The following is a 17,546-nucleotide window of genomic DNA, read 5'->3' as shown; positions in this document are numbered from 1 at the left end:
CTACCGGTCTTCGGACCGAAAACCGATAAGGCGCTCGGCATAGCGGGCCATCTGGTCGATTTCGAGATTGATGCTGTCACCGGCGACACGATCCGACCAGGTGGTGACCTCCAGCGAATGCCGGATCAAAAGCACGTCGAACTCGCTTCCCTCGACCGCATTGACCGTCAGCGATGTGCCGTCGAGCGCAACGGAACCCTTGGGCGCAATGAACCGCGCCAGCTCATCCGGCGCGCGCACGCGGAACCGCCTCGCATCGCCCTCATCGGTCACGGAGACGATTTCAGCCAGCCCATCGACATGGCCCGAGACAAGATGACCGCCAAGCTCGTCGCCGATCTTGAGGGAGCGCTCCAGATTGATCCGCGTGTCCTCTTTCCAGCCGCCGATTGTCGTCAGCCGCAACGCTTCCTCCCAGGCCTCGACCTCGAACCATTTTCCGTTGTCGCCGTCGCGCGGCAGGCCGGTGACCGTAAGACATGTGCCCGAACAGGCGATCGATGCGCCGATATCGATGCCGGCGGGATCGTAAGCCGTGCGGACCCGCAGGCGTACGCCCTCGTTCATCGGCGTGACCGACTCGATCGTGCCCACATCCGTGACAATGCCGGTGAACATCAGCGTGACCTTTCATATTCCAGGCGACGATCCGCTCCAAAGACATCGGTGCGTTTCAGCGCGAAGCCGTCCGGCATCCTTTCGGGTGTCAGTGGCGCATCGACACCGTCTTCACCGATTGGTTCCGGCCCCACATAAAGCCGAATCCTGTCGACAAGATGGGCATCGAGGAACGAGCGCGCAACCGCCGCGCCGCCCTCGACCATGACTGTGGCGTGACCTTGCGCTGCAAGGTCATCGAGCAGTTCCGGCAAGGCAATCCCGTCACCGCTGTCCTCACAGGCCATCAGGATGCAGCCGGCTTCGGAAAGGTGCCGGTAACGCTCATCGTTCGGCAAAACCGTCGTGGCGACGATGACAGGGCTCTGACGCGCCGTCCGCACCAGCTTGCAATCGAGCGGCAGCCGCAGTTCGCGATCAAGCACCAGCCGTGCCGGAGAGCAATCCTCCATGCCGGGCAGACGGCAGGTCAGCGCCGGGTCGTCTTCCAGCGCGGTGCCGATGCCGACAATGATGACATCGCTTGTCGCGCGCAGTAGGTGGCTTGCGGCATTGCTCTCAGGCCCGGTGATGGCCACCTGCCCTGCCCCGCGCCTGCCGATCCTGCCATCGGCCGAGACGGCGAGTTTGAGCGTCACATGCGGGCGGCCGATCTCGCGCTGTGTGAGGTAACCGGACATCGCATATTGCGCCTCGGGCGCCAGCACGTCCGCCTCGACCTCAATGCCGCCATCCTCGAGGATCCTGTAGCCGCGGCCAGAGACCCGTCCGTCAGGATCCGTGGTTGCCGATACGACGCGCCTGACCCCGGCCCGTACCAGCGCTTCCGCACAGGGCGGCGTGCTGCCGTGATGGGCGCAGGGCTCCAGCGTTACATAGGCGGTCGCGCCGCGCGCCAGATCGCCCGCTTCGGCAATGGCCTCGGTTTCGGCATGGGGGCGTCCGCCAATGGCGGTTATTCCCCTTCCGATGATGACGGGAACATCGCCATTATCGCGGACCAGGACGGTCGCGACGGAAGGGTTCGTGCCCGTGCGCCCAAGATTGCGCCAGCTGTAGCGGATCGCCGCCGCCATCATTCGCCGGTCGAAAGCGCTGACGGCCATGACGGTCAGTCCTCCTGCCCGCCGCCGCCATTTATCTGGGCGCTCAACTCGTTGATAACGTTCTCGAAATCTTTCGGGTCCCTGAAATCGCGATAGACCGAGGCGTAGCGCACGAACGCCACGTCATCGATCGCCTTCAGCGCCTCGATCACCATCAGGCCAATCTTGTCCGAATGGACATCGGTTTCGCCCGAGCTTTCCAGCCGGCGCACGATGCCGGACACCGCGCGCTCGACCCGCTCGCGTTCCACCGGCCGCTTGCGCAATGCGATTTCGAAGGAGCGCATGAGCTTGTCGCGATCGAAGGGCACCTTGCGGCCGGTTTTCTTGATCACCTGGAGATCGCGCAACTGCACCCGCTCAAAGGTCGTGAAGCGACCGCCGCAATCAGGACACACCCTGCGCCTGCGGATCGCCGTGCCGTCCTCGGCGGGACGCGAATCCTTCACCTGAGTGTCTTCGGAATTGCAATAGGGACAGCGCATAAAACCCCACAAACACTGGCTATTCGACCATGGCTCAAATGCCGTCCCGCACAGGTGCGGCAATGCGAATCTTCATAGCAGAACCGTCTGGCGCATGGAAACGGCACAGACAAAAAGCCCGGGAAAAAACAAAACCCGGCGAAGCTGTGCTTCACCGGGCTCTGCATGGGTTATGTATGCGGGCTACAGTCCCGGATAGATCGGGAAGCGATCGGTCAGCGCGATGACCTTCTTCTTCACGGCCTGCTCGACCTCGGCATTGTCCTCCGGTGAGCCAGCGGAACGAAGGCCGTCCAGCACCTCGATGATCAGCTTGCCCACTTCGCGGAACTCGGCCGGTCCGAAGCCACGGGTCGTGGCGGCGGGTGTGCCGAGGCGAACGCCGGATGTGATCGTCGGCTTTTCCGGATCGTTCGGCACACCGTTCTTGTTGCAGGTGATGAAGGCCCGCCCCAAGGCGGCTTCGGTCACGTTGCCGGTGAGTTGCTTGGGCCGCAGGTCGACCAGGATCAGGTGGGTGTCTGTGCCCCCCGAGACGATCTCAAGTCCGCCCTCGACAAGCGTGGAAGCGAGAACTTTCGCATTTTCAACGACTTGACCCGTGTATGCGGCAAATTCCGGCGTCAGTGCTTCGCCGAAGGCGACGGCTTTGGCGGCAATGACATGCATCAGCGGCCCACCCTGGAGGCCGGGGAAGACGGCCGAATTGATCTTCTTGGCGATATCCGCATCGTTGGTGAGAACCAGCCCGCCGCGCGGGCCGCGCAGCGTCTTGTGGGTTGTCGAGGTCACCACATGGGCATGCGGGAACGGGCTCGGATTGACGCCGCCGGCGACGAGGCCGGCGAAATGCGCCATGTCGACCCACAGATAAGCATCGACCTGGTCGGCGATTTCACGGAACCTTGCAAAGTCGATATTGCGCGAATAGGCCGAACCACCGGCGATGATGATGGCGGGCTTGTGTTCGCGCGCCAGCGCCTCGACCTGGTCGTAGTCGATGAGACCGGTCTCCGCGACGACACCATACTGGACGGCGTGGAACCACTTACCCGACATGTTGGGGCGTGCGCCGTGGGTCAGGTGGCCGCCAGCATCGAGGCTCATGCCCAAAATCGTATCGCCCGGCTTGGCAAGGGCCAGCATGACCGACTGGTTGGCCTGGCTGCCCGAGTTCGGCTGGACATTGGCGAATGCGCAGTCGAACAGCTTGGTCACGCGATCGATGGCCAGTTGCTCGGCGATGTCGACATACTGACAGCCGCCATAGTAGCGGCGCCCCGGATAGCCCTCCGCATATTTGTTGGTCATGATCGAACCCTGCGCCTCGAGCACGGCGCGCGAGACGATGTTCTCGGAGGCGATCAGCTCGATCTCCTGCCTCTGGCGGCCAAGCTCCTGCTGGATGGCGCCGAAGACAGCCGAATCGGAGTCGCTCAGTGAATTGTTGAAAAACGCGTCCGCCGGGCGGTCCGCGGTGGCTAGGGGGTCGGACATTGGTCGTCTATCCTGCTGTAAGGGCAGCTTCCTCGAAGCTGGCGCTTTGTTCCGGGCAATACCGGACCGGGCCTTGGTCAATCCGTCAGCGCGGCCACGGGCGTGTCATAATGCTGCGAGGGAAATTAAACAAGGTTCGGTGCCGGATATCCCCCGGCAGCGAACTCGATCCACACTGTTTGCGGCAAAAGGCATCGGACCGGCCGCGGTCCGGCGCGGAATGCGGGCTATTGCAGCGCCAGTTCCTCGACACCGTCCCTGCGATAGATGTCATCGCGGAACTGAGCCACGCCATCGGCGGTCGACCATGCCGTGATATAGGTGAAATAGACCGGAACGGGCTCGGCAAGCGCGATCGGCGTGCTGACGCCGCTGGCGATCACCTGTTCCATGGTCTGCCTGTCCCAGCCGGCCGTATCACGCAACAGCCAGGTCGAAAGATCCCGGACATTCTGGACGCGCACGCAACCCGAGCTCTCGAAACGCAGGAGCTTGCCGAACAGGCTCTGCTGAGGCGTATCGTGCATATAGACCGCATGCGGGTTGTGGAAATTGATCTTGGTCGACGACATCGCGTTGATCTTGCCGGGATCCTGCCGGAACATCAGCTTCGGCGCCTCGGCGGCGTTCCAGTCGATGGTTTGCGGGTCGACCTCGTTGCCCTTGCCGTCGAACAGGCGGATGGCGTTGCGCGTCAGGTATGTCGGGTCCTTGCGCATCAGCGGCATGATGTCTTTTTCGATGATCGAGCGCGGCGCCGTCCAATAGGGATTGAGGATGACCTCGTGGATCTTGGAATTGAGGATCGGCGTCTGCCGGCTGATCTTGCCGACGATGGCCGTGTGGCGCAGCGCCACCTTGTCGCCCTCAACCGCCTCGATCTGGGCTGCGGGAATATTGACCATCACATAACGGTCGCCGAGATAGCCGGACATGGACCGCAGTCGGATGAGATTGGTTTCCAGTTGGCCGAGGCGCACGGCGGCTGAAACATTCAACGCGGCATAAGAATAGCGGCCCAGAACACCGTCGACGGGAAGCCCGTGGCGAGCCTGGAACCGTTTGACCGCGCCATCGACATAGGTATCGAACGCGGTCGACGTTCCTGCCGATCTCGCAAGATCCCCCGAAATGATCAGTCTCTTGCGAAGCGTTGCAACGGACGGGTCGTCGACGCCGAGTCTCAGCTTCTTTGACGACGGCACGACAGGCCAGCCGCCGCTATAGACGATTTCCTGGTAGGCGGCGATTTCGGTCTCGACATAATTCACGGTGTCGGCGCTGAGAACCGGCACACGCGAATTGACCTTCTCGGCGTTGCGCGAGGCCTGGGCATCGAACTGATCGTCCCACGTGCCGCGGCGCGGCGCGTTGATGATGCTTTCGATCGTCGTCTGGGTCAGCGTCTGTGCCGATGCCGCCCCCGTGGCGACAGTAGCACCCGCCGCAACGGCGCTTCCGAGGAATGCCCTGCGCGAAACCGGTTCAGAGTATTTCTTCTTTGACATCAGCTACTACCGTCAAGCCAATTCATTCAAATCGCAACTATGCGTCGAAGGTCGTCATCCCGTTGAAACACAACTATAACAGCCAGATCCTTAAGCGGTTGTCACGTTTTTGCGAGTCCCCAAAAACCCCTTTGGATCGGCTGAATTGTTATGCATCTCCAAGCGTCGATTTTCACATCAATATGGCCAATTCAAGGTTAACATTCTGTTCGCCATGCGCCATACAGCCTGCTTCGCGGGCTGCCAAAGCGGCCCTTGAGGCCTGATATAGGACAGCGGAGCTGAATATGCACCTGCATTTGCGCGATGAAGCGCGCGCGAGCGAGCGAAGAACGCCGATCACGCCTTCCGACGCCGAGGGACTGGTCCGCTCCGGGTGGTCCATATCGGTGGAACAAAGCACCAAGCGCATATTTGCCGATTCGGACTACCGGCATGCGGGCTGCGAAATCGTCGCAGCCGGAAGCTGGGTCTCCGCAACGCCCGAAACCATCATCCTCGGCCTGAAGGAGTTGCCGCCAAAGCCGCCTGCGCTGGCCAATCCGATGATCCACTTCGCGCATATCTTCAAGGACCAGTTCGGCTGGCGCGACGAGATTGAACGCTTTCGCCGGGGCGGCGGCACGCTTTACGACATCGAATTCCTCGTCGACAGCCAGGGCCGGCGCGCTGCTGCCTTCGGCTATTGGGCCGGCTGGATGGGAGCGGCACTCGCCCTTTGGCGGCATCTCGTCCGCGAACAGGGCCGCGCCGAGCCGGCGCTGCCGCTGCAGAGTTTTGCGGGACGCGACGCCGTGGTCGCAGAAATCGAGAAGCTGGCGGCGGTGACAGATGCCCTGCCCCGCTGCCTTGTCGTCGGCGCAAAAGGCCGCTCCGGAACCGGCGCCACGGACGCCTTGAAATCAATCGGCTGCGTGGTCACGGAATGGGACATGGAAGAAACGGCCGATCTCGACCGCGCATGCCTGCTCTCGCACGAGCTGCTGGTCAATTGCGTGCTGATGACGGGGCCAGGCCTGCTGCTGCTCAACAGATCGAATCTTGACAAACCCGGAACGGCGATTGCGACAATCTCGGATGTCTCATGCGATCCGCTGAGCGACTATAATCCGCTGCCGGTCTATGATGCGCCGACGAGCTTGGACCGCCCGTTCATCGAAATCGGCCATAATGGTCTCGGCCGGACCGTTGAACTGACGGCCATCGACAATCTGCCCTCGCTGGTGCCGCTCGAAGCCTCGGAGGATTTCTCCAGCCAGTTCGCCCCCGTGCTCAAGCGTTTCGACGACGGCGAGGAATGGCAGGCCGCCAAGTCCGTTTTCGAGGAGAAATTGCGGCTGGCTGCCGAATAACGACTATGAGGCCGCCGGAACGGTCGTCGCCCGGAATTTGGCCATCAGATAAGGCCCGGACAACACCGGTTCGTATTTCGGCGTCTTGCCCGCCGGCAGGCATGACGGCAGGCACTCGATACGGGCATGCCAGTTTGGCTGGTGGAAGAAAGCCAGGCTCTGACGCCGCTCCATGCCGCCCTCTTCCGGCGGCGGGTTGACCACGCGGTGCAGGGTCGAGACCCAGCGGTCATTGGTCCAGCGGGCCATGAGATCGCCGATATTGATCACGAAGGCGCCGGGAACCGGCGGCACGCTCAGCCAGTTTCCGTCCGGCGCCATGATCTCCAGTCCGCGCGAACCTTCCTGCGGCAGAAGGATGGTCAGGCTGCCATAATCGGTATGCGCGCCGGCGCGGAGCTGTCCGGGCCGGGGCGCGGATGTCTGCCGCGGATAGTTCAGCGCCCGCAGCGCGCTGATGGGCGCATCGATGAAGGCTTCGAAATGGTTTTCCGGCAGTTCCAGCGCAACGGCAAAGACACGCATGACCCGCGCCGCCAGTGCTTCCATGGAACCGTAATAGGTCCTCCAGGCTTCGACAAAACCGGCAGGCGCGTCCGGCCAGATGGTCTTGGCATAACAGAATTCAAGCGCTTCGGGATCGTCCATCCCCGGCGGCGCGGATGCCGGACCGCCGTTGAAGCTTTCCTTGAGATCGGGCGGCGTATCGACGCCGCGCGACTTGGCAAGCGCCTCAAGTTCAGGCCCGAGATACCCATAGGGATAGCCGTCATAGGGTGCCTTGGCACGCTGTTTGACATCCGCCGGCAGATCGAAAAATTCCTGCGCCGCCTGCCAGACACTCTCGATCACCTGTGCCGGCACGCCATGATTGGTAACCGCCAGGAAACCGGTCTCGCGGCATATCCGGTCCACCTGCCGGCCCTGTTCGGCTTTTATGGCCGGGTCCGCGTCCTCAAACGCACCGAGATCGAAAACCGGAAAATCTGCATTCATGGCTATGCCCGCCTCCCCGTGAAGCGCTTAGCCGAACACAATGGGCACAAGGCGTCAATCTGCGATGTGGATGGTTGCGTAAGATTATCGGACACCAAAACAAAGCGACCGCCGGCACGGAATATGCCGACGGTACGCTGACTATGCGCGGCAAGTTCCTCGCGGAACTTACAGGCGATAGAGAATCTGGTCGTTCCAGAAGCGGTCGAGACGCTGCAGCGCCTTGTTCATGTGCTGGAACTCGGCAACGTCGATGCCGCCGACCTGCTCGATCGAGCCGATATGCCGCTCGTAAAGGCGTGCGACGATGTCGGCAACCTCATTGCCCTTTTCCGTCAGGCTGATGCGGACCGAACGGCGGTCAACGCGCGAGCGCTGATGGTTGATGAAGCCGAGATCGACCAGCTTCTTGAGGTTGTAGGACACGTTGGAGCCGAGATAGTAGCCGCGCGAACGCAGTTCGCCAGCCGTCAGCTCCGCATTGCCGATATTGAACAACAGAAGTGCCTGAATGGCGTTGATATCGCTTCTGCCATTGCGGTCGAACTCATCCTTGATGACGTCCAGCAGCCGGCGATGCAACCGTTCCACCAGTTGCAGACACTCCATATACAAAGAACGCAGTGCATCCTTGTCCTGTTCCGGCGGAGCGGACTCCGCGCGCAAACTATTTTCCATCACTATGCCTCATCACTGTCAGTTGTGGTGGCTTTTTTGCGCCACCTTGAGGCACACACTATCGAATACGTCTAAAATTGGACTTAAAATGCAATATTAATAATAGGTTACCCGAATAAACGCGGATTCAAAGTGAATCTTTGGTTACTCGGTCTGCTCGTCCACGCGCCGGGCAAAGTATATCGCCACGCGAAAGCCGGAATAAAGCAGCACCACCGCGACATGAGCGGCAATGAGAAGCCAGTTGCTTCCATACAGATCTGAGAAGAACCCGTGCATGATAATCTCCGTGGCGGCGGCCACCAGCCAGACCACCGGACCCCAGGAGACAACCATCCACAATCCGATGCCGGCCACGGGCCACAGCACCGCCAGGCTCGCGGCGGCGATCTTCCAGTGCACCGGCAGCAAATCGAAACGCCAGGCACCGGCGTCGGCGATGCCGATCAGCAGCGCCCAATAGCGCAGACCTGCGATCAGGCAAACGATCGCGATAATCCGATGGAAAACATCGAAGGCCAGCTCCAGTGTCGTCTGATGCGGAGCGCCGTGTTCGCGCATGTCGCTCATGTCTTGCCCGCAAACGCGGTCAGCTCATCATCACCGAGCGGCTGAAAATAGGCGTCGACGGCCTCGGCAGTGACCTCGTCCAGCGACGCCGGATGCCATGTCGGATCGTTGCTCTTGTCCACGATGACGGCACGGATGCCTTCGACGAATTCATGGCCGCGCAGCATGCGCACAAGAATTCGGAATTCCATGCGCATGCAATCGGCGAGGTTGAGCTTCTTTCCCTCCTGAAGCTGGCGAAAGGCCACCGACATGCTTGTCGGAGATTTTGTCCGCATGGCCTCGAGCGCAGCGTTTGCAAGCTCGCTGCCGTCCTTTGCCGCCTCGAGATCGGCGATGATGCCGGCGATCGAGTTCGCTGAAAACAGCCGGCCGATCGCTTCATGATCAAGTTTTGCTGGCGGCAGTGCACCCCGCTCGTCGAAGCGGTCGAGCACCGCGGCCGCATCTTCGGAAGCGCATAACGCCTCTTCAAGGTCACCCAGATTGTCCGCCGCCACGCCATGGGTGGCGATGCCGCAGGCAAGCGCGTCGCCGACCCGGATGCGCGAGCCGGTCAAGGCCAGATACATGCCGAAATTGTTTGGCAGGCGCGGCAGGAAATGGCTGCCGCCGACATCGGGGAAAAAGCCTATGCCGACTTCCGGCATGGCAAAGACCGCGTTCTCGCTCATCACCCGGTAGCGGCCGTGAACTGCGACGCCAACCCCACCGCCCATGATAATGCCATTGATCAGCGCGACGATCGGTTTTTCGAAATTGCCCAGGCGGGCATTGAGCGCGTACTCGTCGCGAAAGAAGTCGTAGTGGGGGTGACCGGATTTCGCCATCTCGTAGAGGGCCAGCAGGTCGCCACCGGCGCTGAAGGCACGTCCCTCGCCCTTCAGCACGATGTGGCGGACGCGCGCATCCGACTGCCAGGCGTCAAGCGCCGCATCGATGGCAAGCACCATGCGGTCGTTGATGGCGTTGAGGGCCTTGGGACGCGTCATGGTTATGACGCCGGCACTTCCCCGCACCTCGAATTCAATATCGCCTTCGCCGCCAAAACTCATCTATTCCCCCGGTTGCGATTTCCTATGCTCTAAGCAGAGCCTTGCCATTGGTCAATGGCGTGGACAGTTTCGCACATGACGCGCCGCCGGGTGATCGGCGGCTTTGAAAGCCGCGCGCCAGCGTGATAAGTGTTCTGCGCATTATCGAGGCAGTGACAGGCGTTGGAAAAATGAACCGTCGCATCGACAAATCCGTGCTGACAGGCAGGACCGTTGACGAAATTACCGGCAATCGCCGCATGCGCCGCAACCGGCGATTCGACTGGAGCCAGCGCCTGGTGCGCGAGAACACGCTCACCGTCGACGACCTGATCTGGCCGATTTTCCTCATTCCGGGAGAAAACCGCAGAGAGGACATCGCGGCGATGCCGGGCGTTCAGCGCGTCACGCCGGACCTTGCCGCCAAACAGGCGGAAGAGGCAGCCGAGCTCGGCATTCCGGCAATCGCCACCTTCCCGAACATCGATATCGCGCTGCGTGACGAGACCGGCTCCAACGTGCTGTCTGCTGATAATCTGATCAATGAGGCAACGCGGGCAATCAAGAAGGCGGTGCCTCAGATCGGGGTCATCACGGACGTGGCGCTCGATCCGTTCACCAGCCACGGCCATGACGGCATCTTGCGCGATGGCGTGATCGTCAACGACGAGACCGTGGCGCAACTGGCGCAGGCGGCCGTGCTACAGGCCGAGGCAGGCGCCGACATGATCGCACCATCCGACATGATGGACGGACGGATCGGCGCCATCCGCGACGCGCTCAACGAGGCCGGCTTCAGCGATGTCGGCATCATCTCCTACGCCACCAAATACGCCTCGGCCTTTTACGGGCCCTATCGTGAGGCGATCGGCACGCAGGACCTGCTGAAAGGCGACAAGCGCAGCTACTATATCGATCCGGCCAACACGGACGAGGCGGTGCGCGACGCGGCGCTCGATGTCGAGGAAGGCGCCGACATGCTGATGGTCAAGCCCGGCCTTCCCTATCTCGACATTGTCTGGCGGTTGAAAGAGACCTTCGGCATGCCGACCCTCGCCTACCAGGTGTCGGGCGAATATTCGATGATCAAGGCGGCGGCGCATAATGGCTGGCTCGACGGCGAACGCACCATGATGGAAAGCCTGCTTGCCTTCAAACGCGCCGGCTGCGACGGGATCCTGACCTATTTCGCGCTGGAAGCGGCGAAGCTGCTGCGCCGACCATGAACGGCAAATTCACAGCAAGCCCTTGAACGGGCGCGAAGCAATCCCCACCTCAAGTTTTACCAAACACCCAATACGCAAGACCTCCCCCAACGCCCGCGGCCCCCAACTGCCGCGGGCGCCGCTTTTTGGAGCAGGGTGAGGTCAAGTGAACATTCGCCGAACGTTGCGCTTCAATCGCGGTATCAGGGAGTAATCCACCAACAAGTATCCGAGGCTGAAACGGTGTGTCTGGGAATGGACGCAATGCCAAAACGGCGTTTTCTGGCTGACCGGGAACACGCGCAGGTTCCAATGCCGGTCTTCAAGCGTGACAACTTCACCCGTGTCCTGCTGGAAGTAGCGAAAAAAGGAATCACCTTCCGTCTCTGCATAATTTATATAGACACGCCATCCGGGCGCCTTGCTGTTCGTGTGCCAGGACATGAAAGATCCTGGTGGATACCAGAAATGTCCGCTGGTCCGGGCTTTCATTTTGTGGCCCGATTTGAACAGTGTCTTCAAAAGACCGCCCATCTGGTCATCCACATGACTGCGCAGACGTTTGACCGTCTTGTCATGTACCGAGCCCTCAATGTGACTGGCACTGAAGTGGATGACATTCGAGATTTCGCTTTCGCTGGCGATGCCGTGTACGTCGCGGCCGGTTTTGAGGATGCTCTCAAGTGCCGCACGCGATACGTGCTCGGCGGCATCGGCGGCAGGCTCAAAACGCTCCATCTCTTCTTTTGCGGCATTCTTTTGCGCGCGGATACAGTCCAGAATATCGGATCGAAGCGATGCCGGAATAACCTCCGGGTCGATATCATAGAGGCTCGATGACCGAGCCAGATTTATCCGCATGTTCATCGCGCGGTCCCCTTGTTGCATGTGGCATCGACGATACCGATATAACCGGTGATGGTACACGAAAAGAAGCGCGATCGGTCCACAGACCATATTGCAAACAGGCGTGATAAACCGGCCTGAATCTGCTTTAGTCATTCTAGTATCGCGTCAACTCAAAGCTGAATCCAATGCGGGCCAACGGGGCTTCAATCGGATCTTTAAGGTGAAGGAAATGGAAGACAGCCACGATTCCTGGAAGCTCTATTCGGGCGTGCGCTCGCGGCGCATTCTGGCTTTCTTCATCGACTACGCGCTGGTGCTGGTGCTCTGCATTCCCGTCGCCATCCTGATCTTTTTCATCGGTGTTTTCAGCTTCGGCCTTGGCTGGATGCTTTATTCCGTGCTTTTCGCCGTCGTCGCCCTGCCCTATGTCGGCTTCACGATGGGCGGCATCCGGCAGGCAACGCCCGGCATGCAGATCATGGGCGTCCATATGGTGCGCACCGATGGGCAGCTGGTCGATCCGATGCTTGCCATGGTGCACGCGGTGCTGTTCTGGATCGGCAACGTCGTCTTCATCCCGATCCTGCTGATCTGCCTGTTCACGCCGCGCAAGCAGCTTCTGCACGACCTGCTTCTGGGTGTGTATGTGATCCGAGACGATATCTGAGGCCGCATTGCCCCGTTAGAACGCTTTTCCGGCACAGGCGCATCTTCGGCAAAGCCCCGCCAAAATTACACGCATAAAGGCAATATGCCGCTTTGATCGCGGCAGCCCGACGGATAGAATCCCAGCCCGGCGCAGAAAACCAAAGGCAGGGCATGCAGGATTTCCATCTGTGGGCGACCTTCGTCATCATTGGTGCGACGATCATCGCCTATGCCTCTGAACGATTTTCGATGGAAGCGGTTTCGCTTGGAAGCCTTTCCGTCCTGCTCATCTTTTTCGGCCTTTTTCCCTATGCGAGCGGAAGCGGCGCGGAGCTGACTCCGGGACGGCTGCTTGCCGGCTTTTCCGACCCGGCGCTCGCCACCGTGATCGCGCTGCTGATCGTTGGCCAAGGCCTCTTCGCGACCGATGCGGTGGACGAGCCGGCGCGCAATATCGGTCGCCTCGGCGGGACCAGCGGACGGCGCGCCATCTTCCTCGTCGTCATCGCGGCGGGCATTTTGAGCGCCTTTCTGAACAACACGCCGGTCGTCGTCATCTTCATTCCGATCCTCACGGTGATCGCGGCGCAGCGCAACTATCCGGGTTTTCGGGCGTTCATGCCGCTCTCCTTCATGTGCATCCTCGGCGGCATGACGACGCTGCTCGGCTCCTCGACCAACTTGATCGCGGCTGGCGTCGCGCAGGATTACGGCGTCACGGTCAATTTCTTTGATCTGACCGGCATGGGCTCGATCCTCGCCCTCGTCGGCGGGCTATACGTGCTCTTTGTGATGCCATCGATGATGCGCGAGCGGCCCTCCGTCATGACGCGGGATAATACGGCACAGGGCGCGCAGTTCATCGGTGAAATTCCGGTTGGCGCCGGCCATCCCTATATCGGCATCAAGTCGAAAGCCGGCATGTTTCCGGGCATTATCGACCTGACGCCACGGCTGATGCACCGTCGGGACGTGCCGATCCTGCCGCCCTTTGAAGACATCACCATCTCGGCTGGCGATACGCTGGTGGTCACCGGTACGCGGCGCGCTTTCTCGCGGGCGCTGGCGCTGGGCAGCGCCGTAGCCGAGCCTGACGAGACGGCCGAAAGCGGCGGCGAGCGCGAGGAAGCCGGCGACGACCGGCAACGCCCCGGCCCCGACTATCATCTCGTCGAAGCCGTGGTCGCGCCGGGCTCGCGCTTTGCCGGGCGCACCATCCAGCTATCCGGCATCCGCGCCCGCCACGGCGTTTCCGTCTTCGGCGTACAGCGCAAGAGCCGCATGGCGCGCATGCCGCTGTCGGAGATCCGGCTGGAGCCGGGCGACACGCTGCTGCTCGGCGGCAATTACGAGCAGATCATGCAGTTGCGCGGCGACCACGATCTTCTGCTCCTCGAACATTCCGCCGAACCGGTGCCGCAGAGCCGCAAGGCGATGATCGCCATCTCGATCTTCCTTGCCATCATCGTGTTCTCGGCCTTCAACATCCTGCCCATTGTCGTCAGCGCCATAACGGGCGCCGCGCTGATGCTCGCCTTCGGGTGCCTGACCATCTACCAGGCGGCGCGCGCCTTCGACCGGCAGGTCTTCCTGCTCGTCGGATCGTCGATCGCGCTGGCGACGGCGCTGCAGGCGACGGGCGGCGCCGCGCTGATCGCCGAAGCCACCGTCATGGCGCTGCGGGGCGCGCCCGTGCCGGTGGTGCTGTCGGTGCTCTTCGTGGTGATGGCGGTCGTCACCAATATTCTCAGCAACAACGCGACGGCGGTGCTGTTCATTCCCATCGCGCTCGGCATCGCAACGCGTCTCGGCGCGCCACAGGAGGCCTTTATCGCGGCTGTGATCTTTGCCGCCAATGCCAGTTTCGCCACGCCCATCGGCTACCAGACGAACCTGCTTGTCATGGGCCCCGGCCACTACAGCTTCCGCGACTATCTGAAAGCCGGCCTTCCCCTTGTTGTGATCATCTGGTTGACATTTTCCTTTATTGCGCCGTGGTATTATGGACTATAATTCCCGCCAGCCTGTGCAAAAGGAATCACGCACCGATCGATGATGAACCAGCCCGTCCAGTCTCCGCAGTTCTTCCTGACGGCCCCCTCCCCGTGCCCTTATCTTGAAGGGCAGTTCGAGCGGAAAGTGTTCACCCATCTGGTGGGCGACAAGGCGGCGGACTTGAACGACCTTTTGACACAGGGCGGCTTCCGCCGCTCGCAGAACATCGCCTACCGGCCGGCCTGTGAGAGCTGCCGGGCCTGCATTTCGGTACGCATCCTGGCCGGCGAATACAAGCCGAACCGCTCGATGAAGCGTATCCTGGTGCGCAACAAGGATGTTGTCGCAACGGAGTTTCCGGCCGAGCCGTCCAGCGAGCAATATTCCCTCTTCCGCGGCTATCTCGACGCGCGCCACCAGGAAGGCGGCATGTCGGACATGACCGTGCTCGACTATGCGATGATGGTCGAGGACACCCATGTGCCGACGCGCATTATCGAGTACCGGCTCGCCGGCGACAGCATCGGCAAGGACGATGACGGGCGTGGCCGGCTGATTGCCGTGGCGCTCAGCGACCTGATGGGCGACGGGCTCTCGATGGTCTACTCTTTCTTCGACCCGGACTATTCCGACCGCTCGCTTGGTAGCTACATGATCCTCGATCATATCCGCCGCGCCCAGGACCGCGGCCTGCCCCATGTCTATCTCGGCTACTGGGTCAACGGCTCGCGCAAGATGGACTACAAGACCCGCTTCCTGCCGCAGGAGCACCTCATGGCCGGTGGGTGGGAGCGGTTCGAGGGATAGCAGTCCCGGTCACTCCGCGACCGGCATGCGGGCCTCGATCATCCCGGACAACCAGCTCGACCCGAAGGGGATGGCCTCGTCGTTGAAATTGTATTCGGGGTGATGACACACGGCGCTGTCGCCGTTGCCGACGAATATATAGGCCCCGGGCCGTTCTTCCAGCATGTAGCTGAAATCCTCGGCCGGCATGATCGGATCGACATTGTCGATCACATTGCCGGTGATCGAGCGTGCGACATCCGCCGCAAAGACGGTGTTCTCCGGTGTGTTCATGGTGACCGGGTAGCCGCGCTCCCATTTGATCTCGACGCTCGCGCCCATGGCCGAGGCCGTTCCCTCGGCAACTTCGCGGATGCGCTGTTCGGCGAATGCGCGGTTTTCCGCGTCCAGCGTGCGGACCGTTCCCGCCATTCTGACCTGGTTGGCGATGACGTTGCTTGCCTCGCTGTCGGTCTGGAACGCGCCGACGGTGACGACCACGCGGTGCAGCGGGTCGATATTGCGCGACACGATCGTCTGCAGGGAAATCAGGATCTGCGCGGCGACCAGCGTGGTGTCGACGGATTTGTGCGGCTCGGCCGCATGGCCGCCCTTGCCCGTGACCACGATCTCGAACTCATCGGACGAGGCCAGCAGCGCACCCGGCCGGATCGCGAAATGGCCCACCGGCAGGCCCGGCGCATTGTGCAGGCCGTAAATCTCCTGGATGCCGAAGCGGTCCATCAGCCCGTCGCGGCACATTTCGAGGCCGCCCGCGCCGCCCTCCTCCGCCGGCTGGAAGACCACGATGGCCGTGCCGTCGAAATTGCGCGTCTCGGAAAGATATTTCGCCGCCCCCAGCAGCATCGCCGTATGCCCGTCATGGCCGCAGGCATGCATCATTCCGGGCGTATTGGAGGCGTATTCGAGGTCCGTCGCCTCGTTGATGGGCAACGCATCCATGTCGGCGCGCAGGCCGATCACCCTGCCGTTGTCATTCGTCCTGCCCTTGATGACGCCGACGACGCCGGTCCGCCCGATCCCCTCGACGACCTCGTCACAGCCGAAGCCGCGCAGCATTTCGGCGACCTTGCCTGCGGTGCGGTGCACCTCGAACAGCAACTCCGGGTGGGCATGAAAATCACGCCGCCAGCCGGTGATCTCGTCCAGCATTTCGGCATATCTGTTCTTGATCGGCACGGGCTTGCTCTCTCGTTTTCAATTGTCGCTCACGCGACTACCGGGTGGAATCATCGCGATACTGCATGGCGAACCGGCATTTGCAAACCCTCATTGATCCTTGCGCGACCAATCGCGGCAACCGAAAGCCCGAGAACGGCATCGCCGCGAACTGGCGGCACGGGGTTAAAATTCGTTGATTGGCGTCTCGATGCATTAGCACCGGGATAACCATGCTGAAAAAAAGCGGCAACGGATCCCGGAATCGTAAGACAATCTTTCGAAGGCACGGGTAACCTTGACTGTTCCAGACAATAAAAATGAGCTCATTATGCGTGCTTTATCAGTGAACTGGCTGCACTTCGTCGTCGTATTGGTTCCGGCGGCGATAGCGCTCGCGGCCTATGTTCAGCCGCTCGTGCCAGCAAAGCTGCTCTTTCTTGATCCGCTTGTCGCGGCGACGGTGACAGACAATTGCTGTCAGACCTATCTGGGCATCATTTCCAATCTGGGCGTGTTCCTCTGGTTCATAACGGCGGCAACCTGCCTGTTCGCCGCCTATATTCTCTTTACGACGCAAACCGACCGAAAGGCCTTCGAGTTTGCGCTCTTCGCAGGGCTGCTGACGGCATGGCTGGCGCTCGATGACGCCTTTCTTTTCCATGAGAACATAGCGCCGAAAATCGGGATTCCCCAGAATGCAGTGCTTCTTGCGATCGCCGGATTCGCCGTCGCCTATTTGTTGCGGTGCTGGCGCGTTATCCTGTCATCGGATGTTGTGCTCTTTGCCTTCGGCCTGGGCTTTCTGTTTTTGAGCCTTGTCGTCGATGTCGCGCACCCAAGCACCAGCAACCTTCATTTTGTCCTGGAGGATGGAGCAAAATTCATCGGTATCTGCTGCTGGTCCATCTTCCACATCCTGACATCGGCCAAGCTTTGCCGGGCCAGCTATATGAAAACCGGGTAGCGGCAGCGTTATACCATCCGCTGCCTGTCCCGGGTCCAGCCGCCTGACACACGATGGTTGCTGTACCGCGCCC

General features: G+C 61.1%; 17 protein-coding genes. 6 read left to right on the top strand and 11 right to left on the bottom strand.

The genetic code is table 11. From position 1 onward, the window contains the following. From OOZ53_RS16970 to OOZ53_RS16950, 5 genes are all read right to left on the bottom strand, one after another. On the bottom strand, nt 1–618 hold the full coding sequence (locus OOZ53_RS16970; RefSeq protein ID WP_271090854.1) for a riboflavin synthase: 618 nt from the start codon (nt 616–618) through the stop codon (nt 1–3). Further along, nucleotides 618–1,724, bottom strand: a complete 1,107-nt coding sequence (gene ribD, locus OOZ53_RS16965; RefSeq protein WP_271090853.1) for a bifunctional diaminohydroxyphosphoribosylaminopyrimidine deaminase/5-amino-6-(5-phosphoribosylamino)uracil reductase RibD — start codon at nt 1,722–1,724, stop codon at nt 618–620. The genes OOZ53_RS16970 and ribD overlap by 1 nt, the downstream gene beginning before the upstream one ends. 5 nt (nt 1,725–1,729) lie before the next feature. Further along, nucleotides 1,730–2,209, bottom strand: a complete 480-nt coding sequence (gene nrdR / locus OOZ53_RS16960) for a transcriptional regulator NrdR (RefSeq protein WP_271090852.1) — start codon at nt 2,207–2,209, stop codon at nt 1,730–1,732. 183 nt (nt 2,210–2,392) lie between these two features. Beyond that, nucleotides 2,393–3,706 carry a serine hydroxymethyltransferase gene (glyA, locus tag OOZ53_RS16955; protein ID WP_271090851.1) on the bottom strand — a complete coding sequence of 438 codons (1,314 nt, stop codon included), beginning with the start codon at nt 3,704–3,706 and terminating at the stop codon, nt 2,393–2,395. A gap of 227 nt (nt 3,707–3,933) precedes the next feature. Then, nucleotides 3,934–5,214 carry a L,D-transpeptidase family protein gene (locus OOZ53_RS16950; protein WP_271090850.1) on the bottom strand — a complete coding sequence of 427 codons (1,281 nt, stop codon included), beginning with the start codon at nt 5,212–5,214 and terminating at the stop codon, nt 3,934–3,936. A 287-nt stretch (nt 5,215–5,501) separates the two neighbouring features. On the opposite strand from OOZ53_RS16950, the gene OOZ53_RS16945 reads away from it, so the two are divergent. After that, complete coding sequence (locus OOZ53_RS16945; protein WP_271090849.1) at nt 5,502–6,566, top strand: saccharopine dehydrogenase; 1,065 nt, start codon at nt 5,502–5,504, stop codon at nt 6,564–6,566. Between the two features lie 3 nt (nt 6,567–6,569). Here the strand turns inward: OOZ53_RS16945 and OOZ53_RS16940 are convergent, their stop codons facing one another. From OOZ53_RS16940 to OOZ53_RS16925, 4 genes are all read right to left on the bottom strand, one after another. Continuing rightward, a complete protein-coding gene (locus OOZ53_RS16940; RefSeq protein WP_271090848.1) occupies nt 6,570–7,562 on the bottom strand; it encodes an isopenicillin N synthase family dioxygenase in 993 nt (330 codons plus the stop codon). Nucleotides 7,563–7,730: 168 nt separating this feature from the next. Further along, a complete protein-coding gene (gene ldtR / locus OOZ53_RS16935; RefSeq protein WP_271090847.1) occupies nt 7,731–8,240 on the bottom strand; it encodes a transcriptional regulator LdtR in 510 nt (169 codons plus the stop codon). Between the two features lie 144 nt (nt 8,241–8,384). After that, nucleotides 8,385–8,810, bottom strand: coding sequence for a DUF6163 family protein (locus OOZ53_RS16930; RefSeq protein WP_271090846.1), 426 nt, complete (start codon nt 8,808–8,810; stop codon nt 8,385–8,387). Further along, a complete protein-coding gene (locus tag OOZ53_RS16925; protein ID WP_271090845.1) occupies nt 8,807–9,865 on the bottom strand; it encodes an enoyl-CoA hydratase/isomerase family protein in 1,059 nt (352 codons plus the stop codon). The genes OOZ53_RS16930 and OOZ53_RS16925 overlap by 4 nt, the downstream gene beginning before the upstream one ends. Nucleotides 9,866–10,035: 170 nt before the next feature. Here OOZ53_RS16925 and hemB point away from each other — a divergent pair, with 170 nt between their 5' ends. After that, nucleotides 10,036–11,070 carry a porphobilinogen synthase gene (hemB, locus tag OOZ53_RS16920; protein ID WP_425499168.1) on the top strand — a complete coding sequence of 345 codons (1,035 nt, stop codon included), beginning with the start codon at nt 10,036–10,038 and terminating at the stop codon, nt 11,068–11,070. A 141-nt stretch (nt 11,071–11,211) separates the two neighbouring features. Here the strand turns inward: hemB and OOZ53_RS16915 are convergent, their stop codons facing one another. After that, nucleotides 11,212–11,916, bottom strand: coding sequence for a hypothetical protein (locus tag OOZ53_RS16915; RefSeq protein ID WP_271090844.1), 705 nt, complete (start codon nt 11,914–11,916; stop codon nt 11,212–11,214). A gap of 211 nt (nt 11,917–12,127) precedes the next feature. Between OOZ53_RS16915 and OOZ53_RS16910 the strand changes: the two genes are divergently transcribed. The 3 genes from OOZ53_RS16910 to OOZ53_RS16900 all read left to right on the top strand — a co-directional run bounded on the left by OOZ53_RS16910 (nt 12,128) and on the right by OOZ53_RS16900 (nt 15,348). Then, nucleotides 12,128–12,565 (top strand): RDD family protein, encoded by a 438-nt coding sequence (locus OOZ53_RS16910; protein ID WP_271090875.1) that lies wholly within the window; start codon nt 12,128–12,130, stop codon nt 12,563–12,565. 152 nt (nt 12,566–12,717) lie between these two features. Further along, nucleotides 12,718–14,559 (top strand): SLC13 family permease, encoded by a 1,842-nt coding sequence (locus OOZ53_RS16905; protein ID WP_271090843.1) that lies wholly within the window; start codon nt 12,718–12,720, stop codon nt 14,557–14,559. 39 nt (nt 14,560–14,598) lie between these two features. Next, nucleotides 14,599–15,348: an arginyltransferase gene (locus OOZ53_RS16900; RefSeq protein WP_271090842.1), complete on the top strand. Its 750-nt coding sequence runs from the start codon at nt 14,599–14,601 to the stop codon at nt 15,346–15,348. A 9-nt stretch (nt 15,349–15,357) separates the two neighbouring features. Here OOZ53_RS16900 and OOZ53_RS16895 read toward each other — a convergent pair whose 3' ends face one another. Further along, nucleotides 15,358–16,527 (bottom strand): M20 aminoacylase family protein, encoded by a 1,170-nt coding sequence (locus OOZ53_RS16895; protein WP_271090841.1) that lies wholly within the window; start codon nt 16,525–16,527, stop codon nt 15,358–15,360. A gap of 310 nt (nt 16,528–16,837) precedes the next feature. On the opposite strand from OOZ53_RS16895, the gene OOZ53_RS16890 reads away from it, so the two are divergent. Next, complete coding sequence (locus OOZ53_RS16890; RefSeq protein WP_271090840.1) at nt 16,838–17,473, top strand: hypothetical protein; 636 nt, start codon at nt 16,838–16,840, stop codon at nt 17,471–17,473. The last annotated feature ends 73 nt before the right edge of the window (nt 17,474–17,546 follow it).

The organism is Allohoeflea poritis (genome assembly GCF_027889715.1).
Classification (GTDB): Bacteria; Pseudomonadota; Alphaproteobacteria; order Rhizobiales; family Rhizobiaceae; genus Hoeflea_A; species Hoeflea_A poritis.
This window is presented reverse-complemented; position numbering and strand designations above follow the sequence as displayed.

What these genes read in the sequence shown, in the direction of transcription:
- OOZ53_RS16970 (WP_271090854.1), bottom strand. Translation starts at nt 618, where the DNA reads ATGTTCACCGGCATTGTCACGGATGTGGGCACGATCGAGTCGGTCACG.
- ribD (WP_271090853.1), bottom strand. Translation starts at nt 1,724, where the DNA reads ATGGCCGTCAGCGCTTTCGACCGGCGAATGATGGCGGCGGCGATCCGC.
- nrdR (WP_271090852.1), bottom strand. Translation starts at nt 2,209, where the DNA reads ATGCGCTGTCCCTATTGCAATTCCGAAGACACTCAGGTGAAGGATTCG.
- glyA (WP_271090851.1), bottom strand. Translation starts at nt 3,706, where the DNA reads ATGTCCGACCCCCTAGCCACCGCGGACCGCCCGGCGGACGCGTTTTTC.
- OOZ53_RS16950 (WP_271090850.1), bottom strand. Translation starts at nt 5,214, where the DNA reads ATGTCAAAGAAGAAATACTCTGAACCGGTTTCGCGCAGGGCATTCCTC.
- OOZ53_RS16945 (WP_271090849.1), top strand. Translation starts at nt 5,502, where the DNA reads ATGCACCTGCATTTGCGCGATGAAGCGCGCGCGAGCGAGCGAAGAACG.
- OOZ53_RS16940 (WP_271090848.1), bottom strand. Translation starts at nt 7,562, where the DNA reads ATGAATGCAGATTTTCCGGTTTTCGATCTCGGTGCGTTTGAGGACGCG.
- ldtR (WP_271090847.1), bottom strand. Translation starts at nt 8,240, where the DNA reads ATGGAAAATAGTTTGCGCGCGGAGTCCGCTCCGCCGGAACAGGACAAG.
- OOZ53_RS16930 (WP_271090846.1), bottom strand. Translation starts at nt 8,810, where the DNA reads ATGAGCGACATGCGCGAACACGGCGCTCCGCATCAGACGACACTGGAG.
- OOZ53_RS16925 (WP_271090845.1), bottom strand. Translation starts at nt 9,865, where the DNA reads ATGAGTTTTGGCGGCGAAGGCGATATTGAATTCGAGGTGCGGGGAAGT.
- hemB (WP_425499168.1), top strand. Translation starts at nt 10,036, where the DNA reads ATGAACCGTCGCATCGACAAATCCGTGCTGACAGGCAGGACCGTTGAC.
- OOZ53_RS16915 (WP_271090844.1), bottom strand. Translation starts at nt 11,916, where the DNA reads ATGAACATGCGGATAAATCTGGCTCGGTCATCGAGCCTCTATGATATC.
- OOZ53_RS16910 (WP_271090875.1), top strand. Translation starts at nt 12,128, where the DNA reads ATGGAAGACAGCCACGATTCCTGGAAGCTCTATTCGGGCGTGCGCTCG.
- OOZ53_RS16905 (WP_271090843.1), top strand. Translation starts at nt 12,718, where the DNA reads ATGCAGGATTTCCATCTGTGGGCGACCTTCGTCATCATTGGTGCGACG.
- OOZ53_RS16900 (WP_271090842.1), top strand. Translation starts at nt 14,599, where the DNA reads ATGATGAACCAGCCCGTCCAGTCTCCGCAGTTCTTCCTGACGGCCCCC.
- OOZ53_RS16890 (WP_271090840.1), top strand. Translation starts at nt 16,838, where the DNA reads ATGCGTGCTTTATCAGTGAACTGGCTGCACTTCGTCGTCGTATTGGTT.